Annotated in this window: 13 protein-coding genes; 9 read left to right on the top strand and 4 right to left on the bottom strand. The window is 37.2% G+C overall.

The window, feature by feature from the left end; all coding sequences use genetic code 11:
- Positions 1–202 precede the first annotated feature (202 nt).
- Together HR057_RS09405 and HR057_RS09400 are read right to left on the bottom strand one after the other, a co-directional pair.
- Positions 203–997: an NRDE family protein gene (locus tag HR057_RS09405; RefSeq protein WP_173731172.1), complete on the bottom strand. Its 795-nt coding sequence runs from the start codon at positions 995–997 to the stop codon at positions 203–205.
- A 229-nt stretch (positions 998–1,226) separates the two neighbouring features.
- Positions 1,227–2,648, bottom strand: coding sequence for a SpoVR family protein (locus tag HR057_RS09400; protein WP_173731171.1), 1,422 nt, complete (start codon positions 2,646–2,648; stop codon positions 1,227–1,229).
- Positions 2,649–3,255: 607 nt separating this feature from the next.
- Here HR057_RS09400 and HR057_RS09395 point away from each other — a divergent pair.
- Together HR057_RS09395 and HR057_RS09390 are read left to right on the top strand one after the other, a co-directional pair.
- Positions 3,256–3,498, top strand: a complete 243-nt coding sequence (locus HR057_RS09395) for a YhdB family protein (RefSeq protein WP_173731170.1) — start codon at positions 3,256–3,258, stop codon at positions 3,496–3,498.
- Positions 3,499–3,704: 206 nt separating this feature from the next.
- The gene (locus HR057_RS09390; protein ID WP_173731169.1) at positions 3,705–4,055 is read left to right on the top strand and encodes a hypothetical protein; all 351 of its coding nucleotides are present in this window, start codon (positions 3,705–3,707) and stop codon (positions 4,053–4,055) included.
- Between the two features lie 236 nt (positions 4,056–4,291).
- Here HR057_RS09390 and HR057_RS09385 read toward each other — a convergent pair whose 3' ends face one another.
- Positions 4,292–6,028 (bottom strand): phospho-sugar mutase, encoded by a 1,737-nt coding sequence (locus HR057_RS09385; RefSeq protein WP_173731168.1) that lies wholly within the window; start codon positions 6,026–6,028, stop codon positions 4,292–4,294.
- A 273-nt stretch (positions 6,029–6,301) separates the two neighbouring features.
- Here HR057_RS09385 and HR057_RS09380 point away from each other — a divergent pair, with 273 nt between their 5' ends.
- On the top strand, positions 6,302–7,258 hold the full coding sequence (locus HR057_RS09380) for a DMT family transporter (protein WP_329955863.1): 957 nt from the start codon (positions 6,302–6,304) through the stop codon (positions 7,256–7,258).
- A gap of 149 nt (positions 7,259–7,407) precedes the next feature.
- Here HR057_RS09380 and HR057_RS09375 read toward each other — a convergent pair whose 3' ends face one another.
- Positions 7,408–8,160 carry a glycerophosphodiester phosphodiesterase gene (locus HR057_RS09375; RefSeq protein WP_173731166.1) on the bottom strand — a complete coding sequence of 251 codons (753 nt, stop codon included), beginning with the start codon at positions 8,158–8,160 and terminating at the stop codon, positions 7,408–7,410.
- A gap of 187 nt (positions 8,161–8,347) precedes the next feature.
- Between HR057_RS09375 and HR057_RS09370 the strand changes: the two genes are divergently transcribed.
- The 6 genes from HR057_RS09370 (at position 8,348) to HR057_RS09345 (ending at position 15,390) form a co-directional block, all read left to right on the top strand.
- Positions 8,348–8,986, top strand: coding sequence for a class I SAM-dependent DNA methyltransferase (locus HR057_RS09370; RefSeq protein WP_173731165.1), 639 nt, complete (start codon positions 8,348–8,350; stop codon positions 8,984–8,986).
- Positions 8,987–9,002: 16 nt separating this feature from the next.
- The gene (locus tag HR057_RS09365; protein ID WP_173731164.1) at positions 9,003–9,464 is read left to right on the top strand and encodes an S-ribosylhomocysteine lyase; all 462 of its coding nucleotides are present in this window, start codon (positions 9,003–9,005) and stop codon (positions 9,462–9,464) included.
- Between the two features lie 123 nt (positions 9,465–9,587).
- On the top strand, positions 9,588–10,505 hold the full coding sequence (locus HR057_RS09360; RefSeq protein WP_173731163.1) for a PLP-dependent cysteine synthase family protein: 918 nt from the start codon (positions 9,588–9,590) through the stop codon (positions 10,503–10,505).
- A gap of 27 nt (positions 10,506–10,532) precedes the next feature.
- The gene (locus HR057_RS09355) at positions 10,533–11,663 is read left to right on the top strand and encodes a bifunctional cystathionine gamma-lyase/homocysteine desulfhydrase (protein WP_173731162.1); all 1,131 of its coding nucleotides are present in this window, start codon (positions 10,533–10,535) and stop codon (positions 11,661–11,663) included.
- 117 nt (positions 11,664–11,780) lie between these two features.
- Complete coding sequence (locus tag HR057_RS09350; RefSeq protein WP_173731161.1) at positions 11,781–12,659, top strand: DUF1002 domain-containing protein; 879 nt, start codon at positions 11,781–11,783, stop codon at positions 12,657–12,659.
- A 334-nt stretch (positions 12,660–12,993) separates the two neighbouring features.
- Positions 12,994–15,390: a glycoside hydrolase family 31 protein gene (locus tag HR057_RS09345; protein WP_173731160.1), complete on the top strand. Its 2,397-nt coding sequence runs from the start codon at positions 12,994–12,996 to the stop codon at positions 15,388–15,390.
- Positions 15,391–15,455 lie beyond the last annotated feature (65 nt).

The raw sequence follows: 15,455 nt of genomic DNA, 5'->3' as shown, positions 1-15,455 counted from the left end.
ACTCAAAAATGTTTGTTTTTTCATGGTCTTGGCCGTTCATTTGAGGTTTCTAAGAATCGGCTAAAAATGTTTGTTTTTCACGGTCTTGGCTGATCATTTGAAATTCTAACCAGCGGTACAAAAACAAATGATTCACCATGGTTTTATTTGTTTAGGATGTTATAGTTTTGGAAACATTGGAACAAAAAAACATTCAGAAATATTATATGAGCCTAATTTGAAAATGGTTGTCTGATTGGTCCGGGTTGGAATAAACCCTCTCGTGAAAGATCATTTCTGATTCTTTCACGAGCAATATGCTCGAGCTTCTTGTTCCATAGTTTTCACTTTTTATAAAAATTGGTGAAAGCATTCGTTCCATTTCCAATGATATACCAGTGTTTGGCAGCTGGTCGTCAGGCGCTATATCGCAATTTTGAAGCATATGAAGAAGTCTTTCAATCAGCTCTTCTTCTTTTTTTGTTGCTTCAGTTTTTGAGGTTACATGCTGTTGGTCCATTATGATTTTGCTTAACATCTCTTTTCCTTGGCGAACTTTAGGCCAATCAGTATTAAGTAGATGGTTGCTCAAGCCATACAAACCTTGTTCAACCTTTGAATATCTATTTGTTACATTTGAAAAATAATAAAGCTCCTCTGAAGCTCCAACAAGCAAATTAAACCCCGGGTACTCATCCTTCTTTTTCGCTAATGTCTCCAGATAATCTACCGGTTTGATATCGGTAATTAAGAAATTTTTTACAAGCTCTCCCCGCGAACGTTTTCCAATCATATTTTCTTTAGGATTCCGATAGTTTGTTACAGCTGCAAAGCGTCCATTTTTATTAACGCCCATCCATGTACCCATTTTTTCCAAATCACGCCCTGCAAGCACTTCAGGATGGTCATGCCAAAAATGAGCGGATGCCGTCTTTCTTTCATAAAATTCATCACGATTAGCCGCAACGATTAATTTGTATTTTGGATGCATTTTATAGGCAAACAATATTAAACACATATCAATCACAACCTTTTTTGTTCCGTTACAACTTTCATTATATTGAATATTTTGATAAATTTAAATTTTTAACTTCGGTGGGGTGTCCGAAAGGTGGAAATTTTTTTGAACAGCCAAAGCTTTTCGGACAGCCCCGTTAAGAATGTAGGCAGATTTTTTGAAGCAACTAGACCGAAACGGCTGTGATTTGCAAATATTATCCGATGTCGGCAATTAAAAACTCAATATTTTACAAATATTTCCGATGGACTGTTTTTCCATCATAAGAGAATAAAATCGGTTTATTTTCAACGACGGTTTCCATATGCACTGGGCGTCCCCATAACTGATAAATATACGGCAAGACTTTTTCCAAATATTTTATATCAAGTTCAATTCCTTCATACCAATGTTTTAAATATAGTTCTCCGTTTTTCAAATAATCACCATCATTGACGGTTACATAAGGGAAACCGCCATTTACACGCATATTCACAAGTTGGTCACGTACATTTTCCCAGTTTTTATCAACAATTTTGTAATCTTTTCCTTGTTTTTGGAATAAATACAAGTCTTCTCGTTCCACTAAATCTTTCGTTAAATAATTGCGTATAAATGAAATGTCGGATTCAACTTCACGCACTTCAAATATTTTTTCCCGGCCTGATCCCGGCTTTACGCCAAACTTTTTCATTTCTTCGGTAGGATTGTTATAACGCTCTTCAATATCTTCAAATATTTTTAACCCAAGATAATAAGGATTAATAGAAGTTCTAGATGGTTGCACAACGCTGGCATTCAATTTTGCAAATTCGATAGCTTCATCTGAAGTTAAATCTAATTCACGGATAATGCGGGCATGCCAGTATGAAGCCCATCCTTCATTCATAATCTTCGTTTCCAGTTGTGGCCAGAAATATAACATTTCTTCACGCATCATCGTTAAAATGTCGCGCTGCCACTCATCAAGTTCCCGGCTATATTCTTCAATAAATAATAATAGGTCCTTTTCCGGCTGCGGCGGAAAACGTTTCTCTTTTCTTTTCGGCCGTTCTTTCTTTGTATTTCGGTCATCCAAGCTCCATAAATCATCATACGGCGTTCGTTTTACTTGCTCATCATCGTCAATTTCAACAAAAGTATCTTCAATCGTCCACGAAAGTTTTGGCCTTAATAAAGAAGGATCGATATGCTCTTGGATAGCGAGTACTGCATCTAAAAATTTTTCAACTTCATATCTTCCGTATTGAAGCTCATAACGTTTAATCCGTTCTGCTGTTGCAGCCATGCTTTCAACCATATCTCTTTTCGTGTTGCTGAAACGGATATTATTTTTGAAGAAATCACAATGAGCCAAAACGTGTGCAACAATTAATTTATTTTGAATCAAACTATTCGTATTTAATAAAAATGCATAGCAAGGATTTGAATTTATGACAAGCTCATATATTTTGCTTAATCCTAAATCATAATGAAGTTTCATTTTGTGAAATTGCTTCCCAAAGCTCCAATGGGAAAATCGGGTTGGCATTCCATAAGAACCGAATGTATAGATTATATCAGCAGGACAAATTTCATAGCGCATTGGATAAAAATCTAAGCCAAACCCTTTCGCAATTTCTGTAATTTCATCAATCGCATAACGCAACGCTTCATGGTCAGTTTTCGCCATTTTCATCTCCCCTTTTCTGAAGCTGCTTTATTATCCGCTAAATGAACTTTCTTTAACGGAAAAAGCAATTTTGCTTCTTTCTGTAAATTTATGAGAATGGTCGTCATTTGATGAAAACGAATGCAGTAAAAAGGGGAAAAAAGAAAGAGCTTCCATGATCGGATAGCTCTTTTTTGTGAGTGTTATTTGAATTTTGCTCAATATTTAAACTTTATGGAAATAGAAGGTTGGTTTATTAATTTTTTCTTGTTTTTGTAATTTCGTGTTCCAGCTTGTTTTCGTTAGACCCAAAGGGAATGGCATTAAGTCCGGAGTTAACAATATGAAGGTACGGACATAACAACTTTAGATCCAGACTTATTAGCTTTAGATCCATTATTTCAACATAATTCCGTAATTTTTTCTGTTTTAGGTCCGGTAATAAAAACGTTTAGGTGTGGAATTTTCCCAATGATATCGTTGTTAAAGTCCCGTAGATCGTACCTTTTTGCAAGATTTATTCAAATACCACAATTTTTTAACTGTAAACTTTTACTCCCGGTTCAGTACGTGTAAAACATATTTTTTTTCATAAACTAAACGTAATTCTTCGAAAGGAGAATGATTTATGGATATTCTCGATTATGATAAGGCTTTGTTTTACATGAACAGAGGCGAATGGGACAATCTTTTGATTTTAATGGTACGGACAAAAGATGACTTTTTGTCCAAAAAAATTGAACATTTTCTCCATGCATGTAATTTCAGCCGCGATTATAGTGAAATTGAAAATAAAGCTCACCACTTATTAACATATGTAGACCATGCCTTATCAACTGTTCCATCATCTTCCCTTTCCATTTATGGTTAGATTTTTAATGTTTTGTTTTTAGTATGATAAAACTGTTAAAAAATATACAATCATACTTGTTTAGGAAGGTATTTTAGCGTATAGCAATACCTTCCTTTTTCATTTTTTTCTTAGTGCCAAATTTCATGTAAATTTTGGTTAGTTTTTTTGAATCAACAAATAATGTTTTTGCACACTGGGAAGTCTATTTATAGAGGTGAAAGTAAATGCACAGGAAACCAACGGAAGATGATTTGGAGCTGGAAAAAACCTTAAATCAGCTGAATGGCAAAGTAATTCAAATTAAAAAAGAAATGAATCGGGACGTAGACGTGACAACAATGACGTTAAGCAGTGCTGCTTTACATGAAAGACCGCCAACGATTGACGGATATGTCTCTCCTTATGTCTTGCGATTGAAAGGAAAAGGAAAAATTAGTACATCCGATGGTCAATATGAACAAATTCCGTATGACCTTTATGAAATTCCTTTAACCGATAAATTGCATACGCATGTAAACCCAAACCATATTTCCATAAAAACAGAAGAAGCCACTTTTACAATCACATATCATTAAAAGTGCCAGAGAAGTGCCAGGCACTTCTCTGGCACCATCTGAGGGTGCGGGTCAGGCTCTCCTCCGATACCATCTGCCTGTGGGTGCCTGACCCCTCTCCAGTACCATCTCCGGCACCATCTACCGGCAGGTGCCTGACCCCTCTACTGCACCATCTCCGGCACCTTCTCCGGCACCATCTACCCGTAGGTGCCTGACCCCTCTACTGCACCGTCTCCGGTACCTTCTCCGGCACCTTATTTCAACAGCTGTTCGATTCGATTCATGAAATCGTTGCTTATTGTTTCTAATTTTTCTGTGCTGTTCGTTATGGTTGTTCCTTTTACGCCGAAGTAAAATTTTACTTTCGGTTCTGTTCCTGATGGACGCATGCAAATCCAAGAGCCGTCTTCCAGCACATACTTTAAGACATTTGACTTTGGTAGGTCGATTTGTTCAATCCGCTCTTTTTCAGCGATAAATCTTTTTTGACGCGATAAATAATCTTCAATTAAGACAATTTTTAAATTCCCTATTTCCGTTGGAGGATTATTGCGGAATTGAGCCAAGATGCCTTCGATTTTTTCCGCTCCTTCTTTTCCTTTCAATGTTAATGATTTTAAGCCCTCACGATAAAATCCATATTTCGCATATAAATCAAGGAGCGCATCATACAAAGTTTTCCCTTGCTTTTTATAATAAGAAGCAACTTCTACTGCAAAAACAGCTGCCTGAACAGCATCTTTATCGCGGGCAAAATCACCGATTAAATAACCATAGCTTTCTTCATAGCCAAATTGGAACGAATACTCTCCGCTTTCTTCATATTCTTTAATTTTTTCTCCGATAAATTTAAAGCCTGTTAAAGTATCCACAATTGCCATTCCAAAATCTTCTGCAATGGCCCGACCGAACTCAGACGTAACGATCGTTTTCAAAACAATCCCATTGTTTGGAAGAATGCCTTTTTCTTTTTTCTGTGATAATAAATAGTGAAGCAATAGTCCCCCCGTTTGGTTTCCGGTTAAAATTTCATACTGGCCGTCTTTATTTTTCACGGCAATACCTAACCGATCTGCATCTGGGTCTGTACCAATCAATAAATCCGCTTCAACCTTTGCGCCTTCTTTTATCGCTAATTCAAAAGCTGCATGCTCTTCTGGATTCGGTGATTTCACTGTTGAAAAGTTCGGATCCGGCTTCTCTTGTGCCTCAACCACAGTAACATTTTTAAAACCTAATGCTTGAAGTGCAGCACGAACCGGCTTATTTGCAGTTCCGTGAAGCGGAGTAAACACAACTTTCACATTATTTTCTACAAACAACTCTGGATTTAAAGAAATTGTTTTTACCTTCTCAATATAAGCTTTATCAATTTCTTCCCCAATAATATGTAAAAGACCTTTCGCTTTAAGCTCTTCTTCGCTTACGACAGGAATTTCCAACTCATTGTCAACTTCATTCACTTTTGCAATAACTTCGTCAGCAGGACCCGGCGGTAATTGGCAACCATCTGAGCCGTACACTTTAAACCCATTGTATTCCGGTGGATTATGGCTTGCCGTAACCATTATTCCTGAATAAGCATTTAAATGTCTTACTGCAAAAGACAATTCCGGGGTCGGCCGCAATTCGTCAAATACATATGTTTGAATGCCATGGTATCCTAAAGTTTTAGCCGCTTCCATTGCAAATTCCGGTGATTTATGGCGGCAATCATAAGAAATGACAACACCGCGGGCCTTGGCCTCCTCCCCCGCACTCTCAATATACCTTGCCAACCCTTCCGCAGCTTTACGGATCGTATAAATGTTCATTCGATTTGTGCCGGGACCAATTTCTCCTCTCATCCCGCCAGTTCCAAACTCTAAATTTTTATAAAAGCCATCTTCAAGCCATTTTTCATCATCTTTTTTATCATTCAAAATTTGTTTAAGCTCTGTTTCTAAATGTTCAAATGTTGCCCATCGTTCATAATGCTGTTTCCAATTCATGAATTAATCCTCCTCTTGTCCCCTTGTAAAAAAAAGATAAAGCTTTGTGCGTTTTAAATAAAATCTTCATGGTACATATACTATTTATATTTCTACCTTCAATTTCCTTTATATTTTTTTCAACAAAATTTTCCCTAAACATCCAAATAAAAGGTTTGGTTAATATTTATCTTCTATAAGGAGCATTTTACAAATCAAAAATTTTTCCAAAAAAGATGATTGGTGATATACTAAGTTGAAAATTACTACATATTGCAATTGGAGATGATGGTGGTGAATGTTTGGCACTCACCTTATGTATTAGTCGTGTTAGCAACACTACTATGGGGCGGCAATTTTGTTATTGGCAGAGGCTTTGCAGAGACGATGTCCCCTTTTACATTAGCTTTTATACGATGGGTTGTCGCATTTTTATTTTTGCTTCCTTTTGCTAAAAAAGAGCTTATTGCCATGAAAGGCTTTTGGAAAAAAGAATGGAAAACATTATTTTGGATGTCGCTAACAGGCATCGTCGGTTTTAATACGATTCTATACATTGCAGTCCATTATACAACATCGATCAACGCATCTTTAATTAATGCACCTACACCTGCTTTAATCACATTGCTTTCTTTTATCTTTTTAAAAGAAACTGTTACAAAACGTCATATCATTGGCATTATTTTATCAATCATAGGCATTGTATGGATCGTTAGCCGCGGCTCGCTCGAAGCACTATTATCATTTTCAATTAATAAAGGTGAAATTTGGATGCTTCTTGCCATTTTATCTTGGTCGATTTACTCCGTAATTGTAAAAAAACATGCCCACAAATTTCCACAAGCTGGCGTTTTTCTTGTTACGATCATTATTGGCATCGTCATCCTTGCTCCTTTTTCGGCCTATGAGTGGATTACAAATCAACCGATGAATTTTTCGTTGCCGAGTATAGCCGGCTATTTATATGTAGGCATTTTTGCCTCAGTAATTGCATTTTTAAGTTGGAATAAAGCAGTTGCTGAACTTGGCCCGGGAAAAGCATCACCTTTTTTAAATTTAATACCGGTTTTCGCGTCGATCTTTGCTATTCTTTTTTTAGACGAAAAAATCACATTAGCTCAAATCATTGGCGGTGCCATTGCGATTTTTGGCGTATTAATTACAACCGGTGTTTTTGCTAGAAAACCTTCAAATACTAGCGTGGCTTTAGCTGCAGACCTTACACGTCAAAATACAAATCAAGCAAATTAAGCCTTTGGAAAAAAAGGAGCCATTAAAAATCCATAAATGGAGGGAGTACCAATACAAATGTTCCTCCTATCCTTGTTTTGACAACCCGGCTCCTTTTCTAAAGGCTTTTTTTTAATAGGTACAGAATATTTCCAATCCTCTTCCAATCATTAATTCTTTCCGCACATTTCATCGATCAATTCTTTAAGTCTATTCGGATAATTTGTAATAATTCCGCTTACTCCCGCTTCAATCATCTTTTTCATTCCATTTTTTGTATTAACGGTCCATGGAAAAACTTTGATGCCTCTTCGAACTGCTTTTTGAATATCGTTTCTCCCTATTGCTTTATAATCCGGGTGGAGTGACTCAACCGGCAACCCGAACATGTTGGCAAAGTTAACATGGTCTACAACATTCTCTTTATAAAGAAGGCCTATTTTCACATCGCTATTTCGTTTTTTTAACCGATATAAACATTGATGGTCAAATGAAGAAACGATCACTTGTTTCGTTCTACCCGATGCCTCGAGCAAATTTATTAATTTTTCTTCAATCCCTTCATAATGGGACGGTATATTTTTTATTTCGATATTAATAAAAATTTCTTTCGGTACAATTGAAAATACTTCTTCAAGTAGGGGAATCCGTTCACCACGAAATCTTTCGGAAAACCAACGGCCTGCATCATATTTCTTCAGCTCGGATACAGTCATTTCACCAACTGTTCCCTTCCCATTTGTTGTCCGATCTATCGTGTCATCATGTATGACAACTAATTGTCCATCTTTCGATAAATGGATATCAAGTTCAATCCCGTCACAACCTTGACGAAGAGCCAACTGGAATGCAGCTAATGTATTTTCAGGAGCATCCCCCGATGCCCCTCGATGGGCTAGTATCAACGGTCTCTTCAATATCACAAACAATTGCCCCTCCTTCCCTTTATTCTTTTATGTTTATATGAGAAAAAAATATGATTAATCAAAATTTATTCATTGTATTTTCAATAAAATCGTTGTATAGTGGCATTATAGAAGATAAAACATAGTATATTTATATGTTTTATATGATTAATATGATTTACATCAATGTGGGAGCGTGCAACGTATGGGACGTGAATTTATTGATTTATTCGATCATTGGGCAGAAAGCTATGATAATACTGTTATCGGACATGATATAGAATATAAAGAAGTTTTTGAAGGATATGACCGCATTTTAGACGAAGTAGCTTCGAAAGTGAACGGCACCATCATTGAATTTGGCGTCGGTACAGGAAATCTTTCGAAAAAGCTGCTTGAAAAAGGAAATCATGTAATCGGTATTGAGCCATCGAAAGAAATGCGGGCAATTGCGAAGAAAAAATTTCCGCATCTAAAAATTTATGATGGTGATTTCTTATCGTTGCCTGAATTTAATGAAAAAATTGATGCCATTGTTAGTACTTGGGCTTTTCACCATCTGACGGATGATGAAAAAAATTTAGCCATTGAAAAATATAGCCACTTATTAGAAAAAGGCGCTAAAATAGTCTTTGCAGATACAGTTTATGAAAATTTAGAAGCAAAACATGCTATAATAGAAAATGCGAAACGAAAGGGCTTCAAAAATTTGGTAGATGATTTAAATCGCGAATATTACACTTTCATCGAAGTCCTCCGTACGATTTTTACCAATCATCGTTTCGAAGTTCAATTCAAACAATTGAACAAATTTGTTTGGTTAATAGATGCAGTAAAACAATAAGCAGGAGGTTACATCCATGCAAAAAATGAATGTAGAAAGTTTTAATCTAGACCATACAAAGGTAAAAGCACCATATGTACGACTAGTCGGAATTACAGAAGGTGTCCATGGCGATAAAGTTTACAAATACGATATTCGCTTTTGTCAACCAAATAAAGAACATATGGAAATGCCTGCTCTTCACTCATTAGAACATATGATGGCGGAATTTATTCGCAACTATTTAGATTGTGTTCTTGATGTCGGACCAATGGGATGTCAAACTGGTTTTTACTTATCTGTCATTAACCATTCCGATTATGATGAAATTTTGCAAGTATTAGAGAAAACTTTAAAAGACGTATTGACAGCTGAAGAAGTACCTGCTTGCAATGAAGTTCAATGCGGATGGGCCGCTAGCCATAGCTTAGAAGGCGCTAAAGAAATCGCAAGAAAGATGCTTGCCAAAAAGGATGAATGGACAGAAGTTTTTGCCTAAATCGGAAAAAGTGTAGGCTAAAGTTATAATATTATAGCGTTGTCAAAATAGGGCAACGCCCTGCTTTAAATCCGAGTATTCATCTAAGAAAACACTATTTTTATCGTTTTTGAGGTGTCATATATGAAGTATTTTAAGCATGTTCATGAATTAATCGGCAATACCCCTTTAATTGAAATTACACAATTTGAACTGCAGAATGATGTGCGGATATTTGCAAAACTTGAATATTTTAACCCTGGCGGAAGCATTAAAGACCGGCTAGGAAAAAAACTAATCAAAACGGCTATTGAAAAAGGTTATATAAGTGAAGGCGGAACGATCATTGAACCAACGGCTGGAAATACCGGCATCGGACTAGCACTCGCGGCCATTGGAACAGGAATAAAAGTTATTTTTGTAGTCCCTGAAAAATTTAGTATAGAAAAACAAAAATTAATGAAGGCTTTAGGAGCCACTGTCATTAACACCCCAACAAAAGACGGAATGGCCGGGGCAATTTCCAAAGCAAAAGAGTTGGTCGATCAAATTCCAAATTCCTACTGCCCGCAACAATTTGCAAATAAAGCGAACCCAGAAACCTACTATGAAACGTTAGGACCGGAAATTTGGGAAGCATTAGATGGAAAAGTCGATGTATTCGTTGCAGGTGCAGGAACAGGCGGAACATTTATGGGTACTGCCCGTTATTTAAAAGAAAAAAATCCATCTATAAAAACAGTCATTGTTGAACCTGAAGGATCCATTTTAAATGGCGGTGATGCCGGACCTCATCGCACTGAAGGAATTGGAATGGAATTTCTCCCAGACTATATGGACAGATCTTATTTTAACACGATTCATACGATCAGCGATGATGATGCATTTGCCCGTGTGGCTGAACTAGCGGTAAAAAGCGGATTGCTTGTCGGAAGTTCATCAGGCGCTGCGTTTGAAGCTAGTTTACGAGAAGCAAAGAAGGCTAAGCCCGGTACAAATATTGTAACGATTTTCCCAGACAGCAGCGAACGGTATTTAAGCAAAGATATTTACACATTTTAACTTGTACACAATTAAGGAGTGAAAATGATGCGTAAAAAAACACAACTTATTCACGGTGGGATTTCTCGAGATAAACATACAGGGGCTGTGTCCATCCCAATTCACCATGCAAGTACTTTTAAACAAGAAGGAGTCGGCAATTTCGTTTACGAATATGCAAGAACGGGAAATCCAACTCGCGAAGCAGTCGAAGCATTAATCCGCGACATTGAAGGCGGGTACCGCGGGTTTGCTTTTAGTTCTGGAATGGCTGCGATTACGTCTGTCATGATGCTTTTATCTGCCGGCGACCATGTTATTTTAACGGATGATGTCTATGGCGGGACGTTCCGTGTTATGTCGAAAGTATTAAGCCGCTTCCAACTTGAGTTTTCTTTTGTCGATACGAGTTCGATTGAAGAAATTGAAAAAGCGATTCAACCGAACACAAAAGCGATCTATGTAGAAACTCCGACTAATCCATTATTAAAAATCACAGATTTAAGGGCAACGGCTGAAGTTGCAAAAGCTCATCAACTTTTATTGATTGTAGACAATACGTTCAGTACACCATATTGGCAAAATCCGATTGAACTGGGTGCCGATATCGTTTTACATAGTGCAACGAAATATATCGGCGGCCATAGTGATGTCGTTGCCGGTTTAGTTGTTGTAAATTCAGAAGAGCTTGGAACGAAACTCCATTTCATTCAAAATTCGGTCGGAGCTATTCTTGGGCCGCAAGATTCATGGTTATTGATTCGAGGGATTCGGACTTTAGGCATCCGTATGGAAGAAATTGAAGAAAATACAAAACGGATCGTTGAATTTTTACAAAACCATGAAGCTGTTTCAAAAGTGTATTATCCAGGACTTGCAGAGCATAAAGGTCATGAAATTCATAAAAAACAAGCACGCGGCTTTGGCGGCATGGTTTCGTTCGATGTTGGCAGCGGTGAAAAAGCGGAAGATTTATTAAGCAGGACAAAATATTTTACACTTGCCGAAAGCTTAGGCGCTGTTGAAAGCTTAATCTCATTACCAGCAAAAATGACACATGCATCCATTCCACCTGAACGGCGCGCCGCTCTTGGCATTACGGATGGTTTAGTTCGCATCTCTGTTGGCCTAGAAGATGTTGAAGATTTAATTGAAGATTTAGCACAAGCATTGAAATAGGGCATCATCAGTCGCCCTATTTTTATTTTTCGTGACGATTGTCGGAATTGCCCTATTTTAATTTTTCCTTTATATTGTAAATGGAGTTCCTATAAAAAATAAGGAGGAAATAAAATAATGAAACTTCGAAGCATCATTTCAGGGTTGCTTTTACTATTTGTTTTTCTATTACCCGCACAAGTTAGTTTCGCAGATGCAAAACCTGGTGATGTCATCATTACACTTGGCGAGAATTTGACAGCTGAACAACAAGAAGCTATTAAAAAAGAAATGGGTTATAAAGAAGGCGACACAATCGTTACCGTCAGCAATGCAGAAGAACACCAATATTTAGGTAACTATATAAGTAAAGCTCAAATCGGGACAAAAGCTATTTCTTCAGCAAAAATTACGTTAAAGGAAGAAGGTTCAGGTTTACAAGTTAAAACAAATAACATTACATGGGTTACTGAAGACATGTATGCCAATTCATTAATCACGGCTGGTGTGAAAGATGCTGATATTTACGTAACGGCACCTTTTGCAGTATCCGGAACCGCTGGATTAACTGGTATTTTAAAAGCCTATGAAGTTTCTGGGGAAAAAGTGATTCCTGAAGAACAAAAGCAACTAGCCAACGAAGAAATGGTTAAAACCGCTCAATTAGGTGAGCGGATCGGCGCAGATGAAGCAACAGCTTTACTTGCAAAAATTAAAGAGGAAATCGCAAAAAATCCAAACATTTCAGATGAACAAGTCTCTACTTTAATTGACCAAATTGCAGCACAACTTGGCATTCAATTGACAGATGCTGAAAAACAAGGGTTAATCGACTTGTTTAATAAAATGAAAAATATGAACATCGATTGGAACCAAGTGAAAAATGATTTAGTATATGTAACTGAAAGATTGCAAGAATTTATGCAAGATGAGCGAACAAAAGGAATCATCAGCAGCATCATTGATGGATTAATCGCCTTTTTAAATTGGCTGAAAGGTTTATTTAGTGCAGCTTAATAGGTAATCCGTTTTTGGGGATCGGGGAAAAATCTTTTTCTCGCCCCCTCTTTCTTTTTTTAGCGGAATTTGCCTTCTACATCTAGGACACATTCTATCTTCCTCCTATCTTCTCTACATAATCCATTTTTAATAATGGCAAATACTCATTCTTATCTTCCAAAGATCTTCCCCCCCGATTGGGAATTGGTAGAGCGACGCAAACTACTAATCATGCTGGTAAAACATCCTCCGTAAAAGAATTTGTAAATAAAAACTGACAGACCAATGAATTTCCGCCCTCAAATAAAGTAAAATAATTTTAAATGAGGACGAAAAACTTGGAGGTTTTTTCATGTTAAATGATTCAAGTTTTGCCATCCACCCGAATTTAGAAAAAGATAAGGAAAAAGAAATCATTTTTTATGATATTGGAGCACTCCTCTCTTTCGAACAAAAGGGGAATGTTTTTCATATTCTCTGTGAAAACGGATTTGTATGCATTCTTTTTTACCGGAATGATATTGTTCGAATTGTTATGAATCAAAACGCGGAACCTTCATTAGTGAGCAGCATTGCATGTATTAAGCAACCTGAACATGTAGATGTTCAAGTTAAAAAAATAGGAAAAGAAACGATTATTTTAAACACTCCAAAACTAATCGTAGAATTACATCCATCACCATTGCGCGTGCAAATTAAAGATCAAAACGGTTCCATTATACTTGCGGAAACAAAACTTGGCATGGGTTATACGAATACAAATCATGTCTATTGTTTTAAACAGATGGATGAAGATGACCATTTTTACGGATTTGGAGAAAAAACCGGTTTTCTTGAAAAACGCGGCGAGAAATTGACGATGTGGAACTCCGATGTGTTTGCCCCACATAATCCGGAAACCGATCCATTGTATCAATCGATCCCCTACTTCATGACAGTTAGAAAAGGCAAAGCACATGGTTTATTTTTTGATAATACATGGAAAACAACGTTTGATTTAAAGTCATACGAAGACTGCTATTCGTTTTCTGCTGAAGGCGGCCAGCTTGATTATTATGTTTTCGCTGGTCCAACACCAAAAGATGTGATTGAACAATATACGGATTTGACGGGCCGAATGCCGCTTCCTCCTAAATGGGCGCTTGGCTATCATCAATCCAAATATAGCTATAAATCAGAACAAGAAGTACGTGAACTTGCCGATACCTTTATTGAAAAACAAATTCCGATTGATGCGATCTATTTAGATATTCATTATATGGATGGCTATCGCGTGTTTACGTTTGACAAGGCCAATTTCCCAAATCCGGAAAAACTAATTGCCGATTTAAAAAAAGCAGGCATTCATACTGTGCCAATCGTCGATCCAGGCGTCAAAAAAGATCCAGAGTACCACATTTATCGTGAAGGAGTTTTAGGAGACTACTTTTGTAAATATTTAGAAGGAAACATTTATATCGATGAAGTATGGCCGGGCCTTTGTGCCTTTCCGGATTTTTCGAAAACGAAGACTCAACAATGGTGGGGAGAAAAACACGCATTTTATACGAATTTGGGTATTGAAGGCATTTGGAACGATATGAATGAACCGGCTGTATTTAACGAAACTAAAACGATGGATGTAGATGTCATTCATGAAAATGATGGTGAATTAAAAACACATAAAGAATTTCATAACGTATACGGTTTATTTATGGAAAAGGCCACTTACGAAGGTTTAAAAAAGCTGCTTAACGGGAAGCGTCCTTTCTTGTTAACAAGAGCAGGCTTTTCCGGCATCCAGCGTTATGCAGCTGTTTGGACGGGCGATAACCGCAGCTTTTGGGAACATCTTGAAATGGCTTTGCCAATGTGTATGAATCTTGGCATTTCCGGAGTCCCATTTTGCGGTGCAGATGTTGGCGGGTTTGCCCATGATGCAAACGGGCAATTGTTAGTGAGATGGATGCAAGCGGGTAGTTTTATCCCATTTTTCCGTAATCATAATAACCTTCAATCGATCCGACAAGAACCTTGGGCGTTTGGAGAAAAATATGAAAAAATGATTAAAAAATATATTGAATTGCGTTACCAATGGCTGCATCATTTTTATACCCTTTTCAAAGAAGCTAGCCAAACCGGTTTTCCTGTCATGAGGCCGTTATTTCTTGAATATCCTCACGACCCAAATGTCACCAATCTTTCTGATCAGTTTCTCGTTGGGGATAATGTCTTAATTGCCCCTATTTTACGGCCTGATACAAAATGTCGCACCGTTTATTTACCAGAAGGCGAATGGATCAATTATTGGACGGATGAAAAATTGCTTGGCGGTAAGTTTATTATAGTTGAAGCAGATCTCAGTACTCTTCCGATTTTTATAAAGAGAGGAACAATGATTGCTCAAGGAAGTGTAAAACAATCAACGAAAATTCCAGAAACGAAATTGGAAATTCATCTTTATCGAAATGATCAAGGTGTAAGCACGTATCGATTGTACGATGATGATGGAGAAACATTCGCTTATGAAAATGGAGATTATTTCTTAAAAACGTTGACTTGTCATCAATCGGAAAGGTCCATTCATTTCACGATTACGAATGAAAATGAAACTTATAAACCAAGCTGGAAAGAATGGAATTTGGTCATTCATCTTGTTGACAAACCGGTCTCTTTATATATCAACGATAAAAAAATCGGCCAGGAGAACATGTCAGTGGATCTGGCAAAGAAAACGATCACAGTAACCTTAAATGAATCATTTGCCTAAACGAAAAAGTCTCTAGGGCTAACCATACCTTTCCCTAGAGACTTTTGTTATTTTGCTTTCGATGC

Source organism: Calidifontibacillus erzurumensis (genome assembly GCF_013303125.1).
GTDB lineage: Bacteria > Bacillota > Bacilli > Bacillales > Bacillaceae_J > Calidifontibacillus > Calidifontibacillus erzurumensis.
Note: the sequence above shows the minus strand (reverse complement) of the source record. Positions and strands in the feature narration are given on the sequence as shown.

Coding starts and splice junctions, on each gene's coding strand:
- HR057_RS09405 (WP_173731172.1), bottom strand. CDS start 997: ATGTGTTTAATATTGTTTGCCTATAAAATGCATCCAAAATACAAATTA.
- HR057_RS09400 (WP_173731171.1), bottom strand. CDS start 2,648: ATGGCGAAAACTGACCATGAAGCGTTGCGTTATGCGATTGATGAAATT.
- HR057_RS09395 (WP_173731170.1), top strand. CDS start 3,256: ATGGATATTCTCGATTATGATAAGGCTTTGTTTTACATGAACAGAGGC.
- HR057_RS09390 (WP_173731169.1), top strand. CDS start 3,705: ATGCACAGGAAACCAACGGAAGATGATTTGGAGCTGGAAAAAACCTTA.
- HR057_RS09385 (WP_173731168.1), bottom strand. CDS start 6,028: ATGAATTGGAAACAGCATTATGAACGATGGGCAACATTTGAACATTTA.
- HR057_RS09370 (WP_173731165.1), top strand. CDS start 8,348: ATGGGACGTGAATTTATTGATTTATTCGATCATTGGGCAGAAAGCTAT.
- HR057_RS09365 (WP_173731164.1), top strand. CDS start 9,003: ATGCAAAAAATGAATGTAGAAAGTTTTAATCTAGACCATACAAAGGTA.
- HR057_RS09360 (WP_173731163.1), top strand. CDS start 9,588: ATGAAGTATTTTAAGCATGTTCATGAATTAATCGGCAATACCCCTTTA.
- HR057_RS09355 (WP_173731162.1), top strand. CDS start 10,533: ATGCGTAAAAAAACACAACTTATTCACGGTGGGATTTCTCGAGATAAA.
- HR057_RS09350 (WP_173731161.1), top strand. CDS start 11,781: ATGAAACTTCGAAGCATCATTTCAGGGTTGCTTTTACTATTTGTTTTT.
- HR057_RS09345 (WP_173731160.1), top strand. CDS start 12,994: ATGTTAAATGATTCAAGTTTTGCCATCCACCCGAATTTAGAAAAAGAT.